At 60.4% G+C, this 13421-nt stretch carries 13 protein-coding genes; 7 read left to right on the forward strand and 6 right to left on the reverse strand.

From position 1 onward, the window contains the following. Positions 1 to 197 precede the first annotated feature (197 nt). The gene (locus QA644_RS13525; protein WP_194727781.1) at positions 198 to 611 is read right to left on the reverse strand and encodes a cupin domain-containing protein; all 414 of its coding nucleotides are present in this window, start codon (positions 609 to 611) and stop codon (positions 198 to 200) included. 99 nt (positions 612 to 710) lie between these two features. Between QA644_RS13525 and QA644_RS13530 the strand changes: the two genes are divergently transcribed. The 7 genes from QA644_RS13530 (at position 711) to QA644_RS13560 (ending at position 9815) form a co-directional block, all read left to right on the forward strand. After that, on the forward strand, positions 711 to 1493 hold the full coding sequence (locus tag QA644_RS13530; RefSeq protein ID WP_194727782.1) for an ABC transporter ATP-binding protein: 783 nt from the start codon (positions 711 to 713) through the stop codon (positions 1491 to 1493). A gap of 12 nt (positions 1494 to 1505) precedes the next feature. Next, complete coding sequence (locus tag QA644_RS13535) at positions 1506 to 2390, forward strand: ABC transporter permease (protein ID WP_074069261.1); 885 nt, start codon at positions 1506 to 1508, stop codon at positions 2388 to 2390. Then, positions 2387 to 3514: an ABC transporter permease gene (locus QA644_RS13540; protein WP_283068947.1), complete on the forward strand. Its 1128-nt coding sequence runs from the start codon at positions 2387 to 2389 to the stop codon at positions 3512 to 3514. The genes QA644_RS13535 and QA644_RS13540 overlap by 4 nt, the downstream gene beginning before the upstream one ends. A gap of 54 nt (positions 3515 to 3568) precedes the next feature. After that, positions 3569 to 4540, forward strand: a complete 972-nt coding sequence (locus tag QA644_RS13545; RefSeq protein WP_074069263.1) for an ABC transporter substrate-binding protein — start codon at positions 3569 to 3571, stop codon at positions 4538 to 4540. Positions 4541 to 4953: 413 nt separating this feature from the next. Continuing rightward, a complete protein-coding gene (locus QA644_RS13550) occupies positions 4954 to 6141 on the forward strand; it encodes an efflux RND transporter periplasmic adaptor subunit (protein WP_239597779.1) in 1188 nt (395 codons plus the stop codon). Between the two features lie 11 nt (positions 6142 to 6152). Further along, positions 6153 to 9458: an efflux RND transporter permease subunit gene (locus tag QA644_RS13555; RefSeq protein WP_283068950.1), complete on the forward strand. Its 3306-nt coding sequence runs from the start codon at positions 6153 to 6155 to the stop codon at positions 9456 to 9458. A 165-nt stretch (positions 9459 to 9623) separates the two neighbouring features. Continuing rightward, positions 9624 to 9815 carry a hypothetical protein gene (locus tag QA644_RS13560; RefSeq protein ID WP_283068952.1) on the forward strand — a complete coding sequence of 64 codons (192 nt, stop codon included), beginning with the start codon at positions 9624 to 9626 and terminating at the stop codon, positions 9813 to 9815. A gap of 202 nt (positions 9816 to 10017) precedes the next feature. Here QA644_RS13560 and QA644_RS13565 read toward each other — a convergent pair whose 3' ends face one another. The 5 genes from QA644_RS13565 to QA644_RS13585 all read right to left on the reverse strand — a co-directional run bounded on the left by QA644_RS13565 (position 10018) and on the right by QA644_RS13585 (position 13314). Then, positions 10018 to 10254 (reverse strand): hypothetical protein, encoded by a 237-nt coding sequence (locus tag QA644_RS13565; protein ID WP_283068954.1) that lies wholly within the window; start codon positions 10252 to 10254, stop codon positions 10018 to 10020. Positions 10255 to 10526: 272 nt separating this feature from the next. Beyond that, the gene (gene ureG, locus QA644_RS13570) at positions 10527 to 11138 is read right to left on the reverse strand and encodes an urease accessory protein UreG (RefSeq protein ID WP_039845662.1); all 612 of its coding nucleotides are present in this window, start codon (positions 11136 to 11138) and stop codon (positions 10527 to 10529) included. Positions 11139 to 11213: 75 nt separating this feature from the next. Next, positions 11214 to 11885 carry an urease accessory protein UreF gene (locus QA644_RS13575; protein WP_194727788.1) on the reverse strand — a complete coding sequence of 224 codons (672 nt, stop codon included), beginning with the start codon at positions 11883 to 11885 and terminating at the stop codon, positions 11214 to 11216. A 6-nt stretch (positions 11886 to 11891) separates the two neighbouring features. Then, complete coding sequence (gene ureE / locus QA644_RS13580; protein WP_039845664.1) at positions 11892 to 12371, reverse strand: urease accessory protein UreE; 480 nt, start codon at positions 12369 to 12371, stop codon at positions 11892 to 11894. Positions 12372 to 12447: 76 nt separating this feature from the next. Continuing rightward, positions 12448 to 13314: a GGDEF domain-containing protein gene (locus QA644_RS13585; RefSeq protein WP_283068959.1), complete on the reverse strand. Its 867-nt coding sequence runs from the start codon at positions 13312 to 13314 to the stop codon at positions 12448 to 12450. Positions 13315 to 13421: the final 107 nt, after the last annotated feature.

The raw sequence follows: 13421 nt of genomic DNA on the forward strand, positions 1-13421 counted from the left end.
CGAGCGTGCGGGATACCCCCTTCTGCCCCTTCGTGACATCTCCCCCACAAAAAGGGAGAGCAGGAACATGCGGCTACCGCATCACCGTAGTTGAACGGCACAATGCGCCCGGCGCTTTCATGGGGATCGACGAGCGTCCTCCATCCGATCTGCCCCCTTGTGGGGGAGATGCCCGGAAGGGCAGAGGGGGGTATTTTTCACCCCTCCACCAATCTATCCAGTTCCGGCAGCAGCACGACACTTTCCTGCTCGTTGGGATCTGTCCGCGCGATGATCGCGGTGCACGGCGTGCTGCTGAAGTTCGCCGGCAGGTGCGGGACGCCCGCCGGAATGTAAAACAGCTCGCCGGCATGGACGACGACATGATGCTCCAGCTCATCGCCGTACCAGGTGTGCGCTTCGCCGGAGAGCATGTAAATCGCCGTTTCATGCGCCTCGTGCAGATGCGCCTTGGCGCGTACGCCCGGTGGGATCGTCAGAAGATGCATGCAGATGCCCTTCGCGCCGACCGTTTCCGCAGCGATGCCCTCGAAGTAGCTCAGCCCCTGCTTGCCGCTATAGGCGTGGCTGGGGCGAATGATGTGGCAGGTGGGCTTTGACTTCGCATCCATCGTCATTCTCCATGAAATTTGCCGCGGCAAAGAAAACCGGCGATCATCATAGCACGCAAACCGCGGCGACGCGGGGAAAACAGGACTGGTAAAGCATCGATGCAAGCATCCGTCGTATCCGCAAAGGATCTCTGTCTCACCTACCAGACGAATGACGGGCCGGTGCATGCGCTGAGCGATGTCAATCTCGATGTCCGCAAGGGCGATTTCGTTTCTTTCATCGGTCCATCCGGCTGTGGCAAGACGACGTTCCTGCGCGTCATCGCCGATCTGGAGAAGAAGACCTCAGGCGAGATCACCGTCAACGGCATGACGCCGGACGACGCCCGCAAGGCGCGCGCCTATGGCTACGTCTTCCAGGCGCCGGCGCTCTATCCGTGGCGGACGATCGAGAAGAACATCGCGCTCCCCCTGGAAATCATGAGTTATGCCGCCGCCGACCAGAAAAAGCGCATCGCCGAGGCACTGGATCTCGTTAACCTCTCCGGCTTCGAGAAGAAATTTCCCTGGCAGCTTTCCGGCGGCATGCAGCAGCGTGCCTCGATCGCCCGCGCACTGGCTTTCGACGCCGACCTGCTGTTGATGGACGAACCTTTCGGCGCACTCGACGAAATCGTCCGCGACCACCTGAACGAAGAGCTTCTGAAGCTTTGGGCGCGCACCAACAAGACGATCTGCTTCGTCACCCACTCGATCCCCGAAGCCGTCTACCTCTCCACGAAGATCGTCGTCATGTCCCCGCGCCCCGGTCGCGTCACCGACGTCATCGACTCCACGCTCCCGGCGCAGCGCCCCCTCGGCATCCGCGAAACCCCGGAATTCCTGAAAATCGCTCACCGCGTGCGTGAGGGGCTAAGGGCGGGGCATAGCTATGAGGAGTAGGAGGGCAGGCCTATGAAACCCGATACCCTCAAGGACAAATTTATCCCCGTCCTGACGATCCTGCTGGCGCTCATTGTCGTCTGGTACGTCGCGGCGGTCTTCATGAACGCGCCCTTCCAGCGGGACATGGATCAGCGCGGCAACGTCACCTCTACCGCGATGGAATTCGTCGAAAAGACGCTCTCGCAGCCGAAGCCGATCCTGCCGGCGCCGCATCAGGTGGCAAGCAATGTCTTCGAGAACACCTTCCTCAGAAAACTCTCCAGCAATCGCAGCCTCGTCTACCACGCCGGCGTGACACTGTCCTCGACGGTTCTCGGCTTTGCGCTCGGAACCTTGCTCGGCATCGCGATCGCCGTCGGCATCGTGCATATCAAGACGCTCGACCGTAGCCTGATGCCGTGGATCATCGCATCGCAGACGGTGCCGATCCTGGCGATCGCGCCGATGGTCATCGTGGTGCTCGGCGCCATCAACATCACCGGCCTGATCCCGAAGGCGCTGATCTCGACCTATCTCTCCTTCTTTCCCGTCGCGGTCGGAATGGTGAAGGGTCTGCGCTCGCCGGAGATCATGCATCTCGACCTGATGCGCACCTATAATGCGACCGCTTTGCAAACCTTCTGGAAGCTGCGCGTCCCGGCTTCGATCCCTTTCCTCTTCACGTCGATGAAGGTGGCGATTGCCGCGAGCCTCGTCGGCGCAATCGTCGGCGAACTCCCGACAGGCGCGGTCGCCGGCATCGGTTCGAAGCTGCTGGCGGGCTCCTATTATAGCCAGACGATCGATATCTGGGCGGCACTCGTGGCAGGCTCCGTGCTGGCGGCCATGCTCGTTGCGATCGTCGGCCTCGTGTCGAAGTTCGTCGATCGCGCCATGGGAGGCAGGCCGGCATGAAGAAGCTGAATATCTCCTGGCAGGCCGTGGTCGCTCTTTTTCTCTGCGGCGCGGCGCTGCTCTCGCTGCCGCTCCTCAGCGAAGCCGCCCCCCGCCCCTTCAGCGATGAAACGGTGACACTTGTCGTCGTCATCGTCGCGGCATCCGCCCTCATTTCGGTAGCGCCTCTGCCGCGGCTCTATTCCGCGACCGTTTTGCTGATCGGCACTCATGAAGCCGCCTGGATGCTGCTTTCCGGCATGGCCGGCAACGAAGGCATGGCGGCGAAATCCTTTTTCTTCCTGATCGCCGCCTGCTGGCTGCTTGCCTGGCGCTGCGTCACCGTGCTTTGCGAGATCAAGCCTGCCTCGAATTTCGAAAGCTCGTTCCTGCGCCTGCTGATCCCCGCGATCTTCGGCGCCTGGATCCTGATCCTTTGGGAAACGGCGACCCGCGGGGCGGGCATTCCCTTCGTGCTCCTACCGCCGCCAAGCGCTATTGGCGCACGTATCGCCGGGTCGCTGCAGATCCTCGGCGAAGACGTTAGGCAGACGATCTTCAAGGCCGTGTTGATCGGCTACGCCGTTGGCTGTGCCAGTGGCTTTATCGTCGCGATCCTGGCCGATCGCGTGGCGTTCCTGCGCCGCGGCCTGCTGCCGATCGGCAATATGGTCTCGGCGCTGCCGATCATCGGCGTGGCGCCGATCATGGTCATGTGGTTCGGCTTCGACTGGCCGTCGAAGGCCGCCGTCGTCATCATCATGACCTTCTTCCCGATGCTGGTGAACACCGTCGCGGGCCTGGCCGCGTCCGGCAGCATGGAGCGCGACCTGATGCGCACCTATGCCTCGAACTACTGGCAGACGCTGCTGAAGCTCCGGCTTCCGGCAGCCATGCCCTTCATTTTCAATGCGCTGAAGATCAACTCGACGCTGGCGCTGATTGGTGCCATCGTTGCGGAATTCTTCGGAACGCCGATCGTCGGAATGGGCTTCCGCATCTCCACCGAGATCGGGCGCATGAATGTAGACATGGTCTGGGCCGAAATCGCCGTTGCGGCGCTGGCAGGCTCGATCTTCTATGGAGCCGTCGCCCTCGCCGAAAGGGCGGTGACTTTCTGGCATCCGTCTATCCGTGGTGGCTAGACGTCGCTTTATTCTCGCAAATGGGATTGGGCATAACTTCAGAGGGAAAAGAAAATGAAAAAACTGATGGTTGCAATGATGGCAAGCGCAATGTCGCTCGCGGCTGCCCATGCAATGGCCGCCGACAAGGTGACGCTGCAGCTGAAATGGGTCACGCAGAGCCAGTTCGCCGGCTATTACGTCGCCAAGGAAAAAGGCTATTACGAGGAAGAGGGCCTCGACGTCGACATCAAGCCGGGCGGTCCGGACATCGCACCCGAACAGGTCATTGCCGGCGGCGGCGCCGACGTGATCGTCGACTGGATGGGTGGCGCGCTGGTTGCCCGCGAAAAGGGCGTGCCGCTCGTCAACATCGCCCAGCCCTTCCAGAAGTCGGGTATGGAGATGATCTGCCGCAAGGACGGCCCGATCAAGTCCGAAGCCGATTTCAAGGGCCGCACCCTTGGCGTCTGGTTCTTCGGCAACGAATATCCGTTCTTCGCCTGGATGAACAAGCTCGGCCTCAAGACCGACGGCGGCGCGGATGGCGTGACCGTCTTGAAGCAGAGCTTCGACGTGCAGCCGCTCCTGCAGAAGCAGGCAGATTGCATCTCGGTCATGACCTACAATGAATACTGGCAGGCGATCGATGCGGGCTTCAAGCCGGAAGAGCTGATCGTCTTCAACTATACGGAAATGGGCAACGACCTTCTCGAAGACGGTCTCTACGCAATGGAAGACAAGCTCAAGGACCCGGCCTTCAAGGAAAAGATGGTCAAGTTCGTCAAGGCTTCGATGAAGGGCTGGAAATACTCGACCGAAAACCCGGATGAAGCAGCCGAGATCGTCGTCGATGCCGGCGGCCAGGACGAGAACCACCAGAAGCGCATGATGGGCGAAATCGCCAAGCTGATCGGCGACGGCACCGGCAAGCTCGACCCAGCGCTCTACGATCGCACGGCCAAGGCTCTTCTCGACCAGAAGATCATCACCAAGGAGCCGGCCGGCGCCTGGACGCACGAGATCACGGACGCGGCTGCGAAGTAATTCCAGCCAATGCAAAAATGGAAACGCGCGGCGACACCCGCGCGTTTTCGGTTTTTTAACGTCGCTTCAAAAATTTCGGGGACGATGTCGCATCGGCAGGCTTTCGCACGTCATTAGGAATATACGGCTGCGATCAATCATCGGAATGACCACATAACCATGCGGTGATTGATCTGGACGTAAACGGCAATTAGTATGTTCGGATAGGGGAATTATTTTCTGCCGGTCTTGCGCGTCGAGCAAATCGATACCAAGTACAAGCCGGATTTGCCGGAGGAGTGACTTCTCTGTAATAGAGACGGCAAATAATGCGGGAATGCCTCTGAGAACACAGAGACGAAATGGCCTGTTCGCGAGCTGAGGGACAACGCGCGATTTTGGCTGACTATGTCATATAATTTGGATCACGACGCATGGCACGCACGCTGACTATACTACGCGCCTCCACCCTTTTGATCGCCGCGCTCGCGCTAACTCCCGCTTTCGCGCAGGAAACCGCAACCACGAAACCGCAGCAGAACCTGCCGGCGATCGTCGTGACCACCGCCAAAATTCGCACGCTCGTCGACCGTGTCGTTGCGACCGGCACCGTGAAGCCGGTCGAGGAAGTCTATATCCAGCCGCAGGTCGAGGGCCTTTCAATCCGCGCGTTGAATGCCGATGTCGGCGACAAGGTTGCAGCAGACAGTACGCTTGCGACGCTGAACGACGACGCGCTGCTCTTGCAAAAGAGCCAGATGGTGGCAACCAAGGCGAAGGGCGAAGCAACGCTCGCGCAGTTGCGGGCACAACTGGTCGAAGCAGAGGCGAATGCCGAGCAGGCCCGCCAGCAGCAGGCCCGCGCGCAGGAAATGGGCAAGAAGGGCACGGTGTCCACTGCGACGGTGGAACAGGCAGATGCCGCTGCCGCTTCTGCCAACGCCCGTGTGAACTCCGCCGAGCAGGCGATCGAAGTTGCCCAGGCGGACCTTAAGGTCGTCGACAGCCAGATCGCCGACACGGATTTGAGGCTTGCCCGCACCGATGTGAGGACGCCAGTCGCAGGCACGGTTTCGGCAAAGAACGCCAAGGTCGGCGCGATCGCCCTGGGTTCGGGCGAACCACTCTTCACCGTCATCCGCGACGACGATATCGAACTGGTCGCCGAAGTCGGCGAGAGCGATATCATCAAGATCGAGCCGGGCCAGAAGGCGACGATCTCGCTTGCCGGCAGCCGCGACAAGCTAACGGGTTCGGTGCGCCTCGTTTCGCCGACGGTCGATCCGACGACGCGCCTCGGCTTCGTCCATATCCTGATCGATGATGACAGCAAGGCGCGTTCGGGCATGTACGGCAGCGCCGAAATCATCATGAAGACGGCCGAGAACGTGGCTTTGCCGCTTTCGGCTGTCCTGACGAGCAGTGAAGGCTCGTCCGCCCGCAAGGTCGAAGACGGAGTTGTGAAATTCGCCGAAGTGGAAACCGGTATCCAGGACGGCGCCTATATTGAGATTGTGAAGGGCCTGAAGGACGGCGAGGAAGTCGTTGCCAAGGCCGGTGCTTATGTCCGCGACGGCGACCGCATTACGCCTGTTCGCGAACAGCCCGCTGCTTCCAACTGAGAGACGGCCCGATGAACTTTTCAGCCTGGTCCATCCGAAATCCCGTAGCGCCGCTGCTGCTTTTCGCGCTGCTGCTTTTTGTCGGCATTCAGTCCTTCAACAAGCTGCCGATCACGCGCTTCCCGAACATCGACGTGCCGCTCGTCTCGATCACCGTGACGCAGAGCGGCGCTTCGCCTGCCGAACTCGAAATGCAGGTGACCAAGGAGATCGAAGACGCCGTCGCCTCGATCAACGGCATCGACGAAATCCAGTCCACGGTCACCGACGGTCAGTCGCAAACCAACGTGATGTTCCGCATGGAAGTGCCGACGGAGCAGGCGGTCCAGGACACCAAAGACGCGATCGACCGCATCCGCAGCGATCTTCCGGCCAATGTCGAGGAACCGATCGTCGCCAAGGTCGATGTCGAAGGCCAGGCGATCCAGACCTTTGCCGTGTCCTCGCCGGACATGACGCTCGAGGAACTCTCCTGGTTCGTCGACGATACGATCAAGCGCGCCCTCCAAGGTCAGGCCGGCATCGGCCGCGTGGACCGCTATGGCGGTGCCGAACGTGAAGTACGCATCGAGCTCAACCCCGACAAGCTGAACGCCTACGGCATCACTGCCGCCAGCGTGAACAAGCAACTGCACGGAACCAACGTCGACCTCGGCTCCGGACGCGGCCAGGTCGCGGGCAGCGAGCAGGCGATCCGCGTTCTCGGCGACGCCCGCAACGTGGCGGAACTCGCCAATACGACGATCGCCCTGCCGAACGGCCGTTTCGTCAAGCTCGCCGAACTCGGCGCCATCAAAGACACCTATCAGGAACCGAAATCCTTCTCGCGTTTCGACGATACGCCCGTCGTTACCTTCGGCGTCTTCCGCTCCAAGGGCGCCAGCGAAGTCAGCGTCGCCGAAACGGTGGCGCAAAGCCTCGACAAGGTGCGTGCGGAAAATCCAAATGTCGGCATCGAGCTGATCAACGACTCCGTCTACTTCACCTACGGCAACTATGAAGCTGCCCTCCACACCTTGATGGAGGGCTCGCTGCTGGCGGTCGTCGTCGTGTTCCTGTTCCTGCGGAACTGGCGCGCAACGCTGATTTCGGCGATCGCCCTCCCCCTGTCCGCGATCCCGACATTCTGGATCATGGACCTGATGGGCTTCTCGCTGAACCTCGTCAGCTTCCTCGCGCTCACGCTCGCGACAGGTATCCTCGTCGACGATGCGATCGTGGAAATCGAAAACATCGCCCGGCACATCAAGATGGGCAAAACCCCCTATCGGGCGGCGATCGAAGCGGCGGACGAAATCGGTCTCGCCGTCATCGCCACGACGTTCACGATCATTGCCGTCTTCGTACCGGTCTCGTTCATGCCGGGCATTCCCGGCCAGTACTTCATCCAGTTCGGCCTGACGGTCGCCTTTTCGGTGTTCTTCTCGCTCGTCGTGGCACGTCTCATCACTCCGATGATGGCCGCCTACCTGATGCGCCCGCAAGATGGCCAGGACGACCATCATGACAATGACGGCCTCTTCTTCCGCGGCTATACGCGTCTCGTGCGCGCCACGACCGCCCGCTGGTGGACGCGCTATGCGACGCTCTTTGCGGCGATCGCCTTCCTGATCGGTTCGGTAGCACTGCTTGCCCAGGTTCCCGGCAGCTTCCTACCGCCGGAAGATGCGTCCCGCATCGTGCTTTCCGTCGAGCTGCCGCCGAACGCGACGCTCGAAGACACTGACCAGACGTCCAACGCGATCTACAACAAGGTCAAGGACATCAACGGCGTCGAAAGCGTCTTTGTTCTCGGCGGCGCATCCCCCAAGGGCGACCTTGAACTGCGCCGTGCAACGATCACGCTTTCGCTCTTCAAGCTGGACCACTCGCTGGTGAAGAGGGTTATCAACGATGTCTTTGGCTCCATCCCGGTCATCGGCCCGCATCTGCCCAAGGTCGAGGTTCATGGTCGCGAACGTCCGCAATGGGATATCGAAAAGGAAGTCTTCGCCAGGGTGAAGGATATTCCCGACGTTCGAATCTTGAAGCTCAACGACCGCGGCGAGCGTGACCTGTCGTTCAACTTCCTCTCCAAGAACGAGAAGGATCTGAACGAGGCTGTCGGCCTTCTGGAATCGAAGCTGCGTGCAGAACCGCTGCTGGCAAACGTCAGTGCCGAAGGCGCCCTGCCGCGTCCGGAACTGCAGGTTCGTCCCCGCAAGGACCAGGCCGCCCGCCTCGGCATCACGCCGGAGCAGATCTCCGATACGATCCGTGTCGCCACGATCGGCGACGTCGATGCGGCGCTTGCCAAGATCAACCTCGACGACCGCCAGATCCCGATCCGCGTTCAGACCGCAATCGATATGCGGCGCGATCTTGCGGCCATCCGTGCGCTGAAGATCCAGACGGCGAGCGGCGCGATCGTGCCGCTCTCGACCGTGGCTGACATCGACTATGCGGAAGGCGCGAGCTCGATCAAACGCAACAACCGAAATCGCGTCGTCGCGATCGGCTCCGACCTACCGCAGGGCGTGGCTCTCGATACGGCATCGGCTCGCTTCCTGCAGATCGTCAAGGACACCCATATCCCATCGACCGTGCAGCTTGTCGAAAGCGGCGACACAAAGGTCCAGAAGGAAATGCAGCAGAGCTTCGTCAACGCGATGCTGATGGGCCTGATGCTGGTTCTGGCCGTCCTGATCCTGCTGTTCAAGGATGTGATCCAGCCGTTTACCATCCTGTTCTCGCTGCCGCTGGCAATCGGCGGTGTGGCGGTTGCTCTGATCATCACCAACAATCCGCTCTCGATGCCGGTTCTGATCGGCAACCTCATGCTGATGGGCATCGTGACGAAGAACGCCATCCTGCTCGTCGACTTCGCAATCGAAATGCGCCGTCACGGCATGACACGCGTCGAAGCTATGGTGGAGGCCGGCCGCAAACGCGCCCAGCCGATCATCATGACCTCGATCGCCATGTCCGCCGGCATGCTGCCCTCGGCACTCGGCGTCGGCGAAGGCGGTTCGTTCCGTGCGCCGATGGCGATCGCCGTGATCGGCGGCATCATCGTCTCGACGGTGCTTTCACTCGTCGTCGTGCCGTCCTTCTTCCTGATCATGGACGACCTCTCGCTCCTGCTCGGCTGGCTCTTCGGCCGCCTCGTCGGCAAGAAGGATCAGGAGGAACTGGCGATGTCCCGAGAGGAACTGACGGAAGCTGTCGGCGCTCTCAGCGAACGGGTGGAGGCGATCGAGCACCCGGAAGGCAAGCGCAAGAGCGCCAATGCCAACGACAAGAACGTGCTCCGCCTGCCGCCTTTCGCGGCGGAGTAAGCTTGCACTGAACAATGAAAGGCCGGGGCGAACCCGGCCTTTCATTGATGTGGAATTGGAATCGCGAAAGCTGCTTGCAGCCGCCGTTGTGAGCGGGTTTCCTGTCAAATCTACGAAACAAAGGTAAGCAGCGAAAAGAAAGGCGGCTTGATTCAGCCGCCTTGGATGACGGAAGCTCGATGCTCCCTGTGCCTCGGCCAGTTCGTCACCGGGATCAGGATCAACATCAGGTGCGCGATCAAGGATGGCAAGCGCGGCATCGACATTTCCGCGTGCCGCCCGCTTTTTCAGGCTCATGATGGCACGTCGATGACCAATGCCGTCAGCGATAAACGCCGAAAGCAACTGGTTCAGTGATACGTTGTCTTCCGCCGCTGCTCGCTTAGCTTCTTCCATGACATGATCTGCTATTCTGAGAGGATAGGTACTCATGTTGGCTGTCTCCTTCTCGTTAGTTCTGCCACAAAATCTCCGGCTCTCATGACAGACATACCGAATGCCCTCACGGCTGGATGTAGGAAGTGCCTGTCACTACTTACGACAAATGTCGCACCAGCCGTCAAAGCGCATTCAATGTAGATGTCATCCTTCGGATCGGCCAAGAACGGTCTGAAACGAAACCATGGAGAAACGAGATGAGCTGACTGAAAACCGCATCCAGCACAGTGTCAATCTCGTCCTCGCTTAGCCATGGTTCATCACCAAGAACACCTGGCCGCTTCAGAACGTCCTCGTATTCCAGCGCCACGGCAGGAGAAACGGCAAAAGGAACATCTCCAGCAAGCATTTCCCGCAAGAGTTGGTGCGACGCTCCTCTTGACGACCGGCGGACTTGCCGACCACCTTCAAGCCGATGGCGGCGCATTTCGAAGCAACTGCCATTGGTGCAATACAAATACAAATGCGAGGCCGCGCCGGCTATCGAGGCGATCGTCGCATTCGAGTTTTCAGTTGGCGAAGAAATTCCGGAAAGCGAGTGGGAAACGCATTTCCTGCCCGTGGACGACGACGAGGCTAACTAACGCCGTCGCCATGTGGGAGATACAGGAACCAGGGACGCGTCCGTTCTTAGAGCCCGCCCTGCTCCTTCAGGAAGCTGACGATCGGGCCGATGCCCTCGCCACGCTTCATGTCAGAGAAGACGAAAGGACGCGTCTCGCGCATGCGCGCCGCATCGCGGTCCATGACGTCGAGATCGGCGCCGACATACGGTGCGAGGTCCTTCTTGTTGATCACCAAAAGGTCCGACCTGGTGATGCCAGGCCCGCCCTTGCGGGGGATTTCCTCGCCCTGGCAGACGGAGATCACATAGATGGTGATATCGGCTAGATCGGGCGAAAATGTCGCTGCCAGATTGTCGCCGCCGGATTCGATGAAGACGACATCGAGGTCCGGAATACGCTCATTCAGTCCAGCGATCGCCTGGAGATTGATCGTCGCATCTTCGCGGATTGCCGTATGCGGGCAGCCGCCGGTTTCCACGCCGACGATGCGGTCAGACGGCAGCGCCTGCATGCGCATCAGCGCTTCGGCATCCTCGGTCGTGTAGATGTCATTGGTGACGACGGCGATAGAATAGTCGTCACGCATCGCCTTGCAGAGCTTCTCCGTCAACGCCGTCTTTCCAGAGCCGACAGGCCCGCCGATGCCCACACGAAGAGGTCCGTTTCTTGATTTCATATGTCACACTCCAATTCGGCCGATGATAGCGTCCGGATAACGGCGCTGCCACCGGCAAATAGCGCAGAGCTCCGATCAGGAGCGGAAGAGCCTCGTTGTCTGCGTCTCGTGCCGCAGCGAGGCGATATCCGCCTGAACCGCCGCCGAACCTAGATCGTCGAGCGTCGAGCCTGACGCACGGTGAGCGGTCGCGGCAATCGCCTCTTCCAGCCGCGCAAGGATAGCCACGCCGTCCTTCTGCCCGGCAACGCCGAGCCGGATGCCCGCCGAGACCGATTGCGAGACATAGGCATGCAGGAAGGCTGCGAGCGCATTTTGCAGGTCGATGCCATGCGCTCCGGCGACTGCGCCGACGGCAACGGGATAGGCAACGGCCTGCGGCAGGCGATCAACGACGGTATCGGGCCAGGCGCGCGCCGCCGCCAGAAAGGCATCGCCGAGCAGCGTGGTTTCCTGATGGCGCTCCCGCGAGCCGGCAAGAGCCTCCGCCAGCGCGGCAAGCTCCGCAAGCACTCCTGCATCCGATTGCCCCCGCCAGCTCGCTGCAAAGAGCACGGCATCGTTCCAGATGCTCCCATGCGAAAGTAGCGTTTCGATCCATCCGTCCAGCGAGGCTGCATCCGTAACAAGCCTGTCATGGACGGCGCGCTCGAGTCCTCCGGAATAGGCAAACGAGCCGACCGGAAAGGCCGGCGAGAGCCATGCCATGAGACGCAGCAAGGCCTGCAGGTCGCCGCTCTCGCTCATTGCAGTTCAATCATGCGCGTGGTGGCCGTGGTCGTGCCCATGTGAGTGGCCGCCGTGTGAATGGTAGGCGCCGCGGGCGGGCTGGAAAGGCTCGGCGACCTCGCTGACCGTCGCTCCGAGCCCTTCGAGCATCGACCGGATCACGTGGTCGCGCAAGATCAGGATGCGCTCCTCTTCGATCTGCGCGCCGAGGTGGCGGTTGCCGAGGTGCCAGGCAAGCTCGATGAGATGCAGCCGGTCCCGGCCCCTGATCTCGAAAAGCTTCTCGTCCGCAGCCTGGATTTCGATGAGTTCGCCGTCCTCGAGCACCAGCATGTCGCCGCTTGCAAACAGCACCGGCTCCTTCAGGTCGAGCATGACCATGTCGCCGTTATCGAGATGCAGGAGCTTACGGCGCAGATGCCTCAGATCATGGGGCAGGACGACTTTGCCGATAGGATTGGAAGACGGGGTTCCGGCCGGAAGATAGGAGGTGACGCGCTGCATGACATGTCCGTTTCTGTGAGATCAAGACCATGCAAAATAGCGCCTGGCAGCGCAAGCGCCAATGCTTTCGCGGCCGTTATATGCCATAGGCGCGTTGCGTATCGTCGAAATCTGGCACTGCACCCTGGACGCCAAGGCCGCCCTCGACCAGATGGTGATGCCATGTGTGGTCCAGCGCGTTCCTTTCATGAACGACGCGGTTGCGGCCGAGCGCTTTTGCCAGATAAAGCGCCTTGTCGGCGGACGCATAAACGGCCTCCTTGCTGCGCCCGGGCAGAAGATCGGCAATACCGGCCGAAATAGTGATCGATATGTCGCAGCCGTCGGCAGCGATCGACCGTCGGGCAATCTGCGTCTTCACCGCTTCGATCTTCTGCAGCCGTTCTTCGACGTCACCGCCTGAAACGATTACGCCGAACTCCTCGCCTCCGAGACGCGCAACAACCGAAGAACCGTCGAATGCCGAAGCGAGAATTGCGGAAACGGCTATGATGACGGCGTCGCCGCAGGCATGGCCGAAACGGTCGTTGATCGCCTTGAAACGGTCGACATCGAAAATCACCAGCGAGGCGCCGTCATCGATGCTGTCGAGCGCTTCGGCAAACGCACGGCGGTTCAACAGGCCGGATAGCATATCGATCCGGCTGAGCTTTTCGAACTCCGCGCGCGATACCGTCAGCTGATGCATTGCATGGCCGACGATCAGCGAAAGAATTCCGCAGACAATGCCACTGAGAAGCCAGGACAGCGCGATGCTGTAGCTGATGGTAAGAGCGAGCGTGAACGGCAGCACGCCGAGGAAGGCAAGCAGCGGCATCACTGCGAGGATCAACAGGATCGACAGGATAACGGCGGCAAAACTCATCTTCAGCGCAAAGCTGAAAATCGTGCCGCGATGGTGAAAATTGCCAAGTTCAGCCTGGAGAAAAATCCAGCTCCTCATGAGAATCGACCTCCAGCTCGGCGTCCCCGGAGATATCTGATTAGAGCTCAACTCCTGCCGGCTTCTTAAGCGGTTCGTTAAAATTGGAACGAGTTTATACGATTTAA

This window comes from Rhizobium sp. CC1099 (assembly GCF_029714385.1).
In the GTDB taxonomy this organism is placed as follows: domain Bacteria; phylum Pseudomonadota; class Alphaproteobacteria; order Rhizobiales; family Rhizobiaceae; genus Rhizobium.

Excerpts from the sequence above, each read along its gene's own strand:
- QA644_RS13540 (WP_283068947.1), top strand. The coding sequence starts at position 2,387 with ATGAAGAAGCTGAATATCTCCTGGCAGGCCGTGGTCGCTCTTTTTCTC.
- QA644_RS13535 (WP_074069261.1), top strand. The coding sequence starts at position 1,506 with ATGAAACCCGATACCCTCAAGGACAAATTTATCCCCGTCCTGACGATC.
- QA644_RS13575 (WP_194727788.1), bottom strand. The coding sequence starts at position 11,885 with ATGAGCGAGAGCGGCGACCTGCAGGCCTTGCTGCGTCTCATGGCATGG.
- ureE (WP_039845664.1), bottom strand. The coding sequence starts at position 12,371 with ATGCAGCGCGTCACCTCCTATCTTCCGGCCGGAACCCCGTCTTCCAAT.
- QA644_RS13585 (WP_283068959.1), bottom strand. The coding sequence starts at position 13,314 with ATGAGGAGCTGGATTTTTCTCCAGGCTGAACTTGGCAATTTTCACCAT.
- QA644_RS13550 (WP_239597779.1), top strand. The coding sequence starts at position 4,954 with ATGGCACGCACGCTGACTATACTACGCGCCTCCACCCTTTTGATCGCC.
- QA644_RS13560 (WP_283068952.1), top strand. The coding sequence starts at position 9,624 with ATGACGGAAGCTCGATGCTCCCTGTGCCTCGGCCAGTTCGTCACCGGG.
- QA644_RS13545 (WP_074069263.1), top strand. The coding sequence starts at position 3,569 with ATGAAAAAACTGATGGTTGCAATGATGGCAAGCGCAATGTCGCTCGCG.
- QA644_RS13555 (WP_283068950.1), top strand. The coding sequence starts at position 6,153 with ATGAACTTTTCAGCCTGGTCCATCCGAAATCCCGTAGCGCCGCTGCTG.
- QA644_RS13530 (WP_194727782.1), top strand. The coding sequence starts at position 711 with ATGCAAGCATCCGTCGTATCCGCAAAGGATCTCTGTCTCACCTACCAG.
- ureG (WP_039845662.1), bottom strand. The coding sequence starts at position 11,138 with ATGAAATCAAGAAACGGACCTCTTCGTGTGGGCATCGGCGGGCCTGTC.
- QA644_RS13525 (WP_194727781.1), bottom strand. The coding sequence starts at position 611 with ATGGATGCGAAGTCAAAGCCCACCTGCCACATCATTCGCCCCAGCCAC.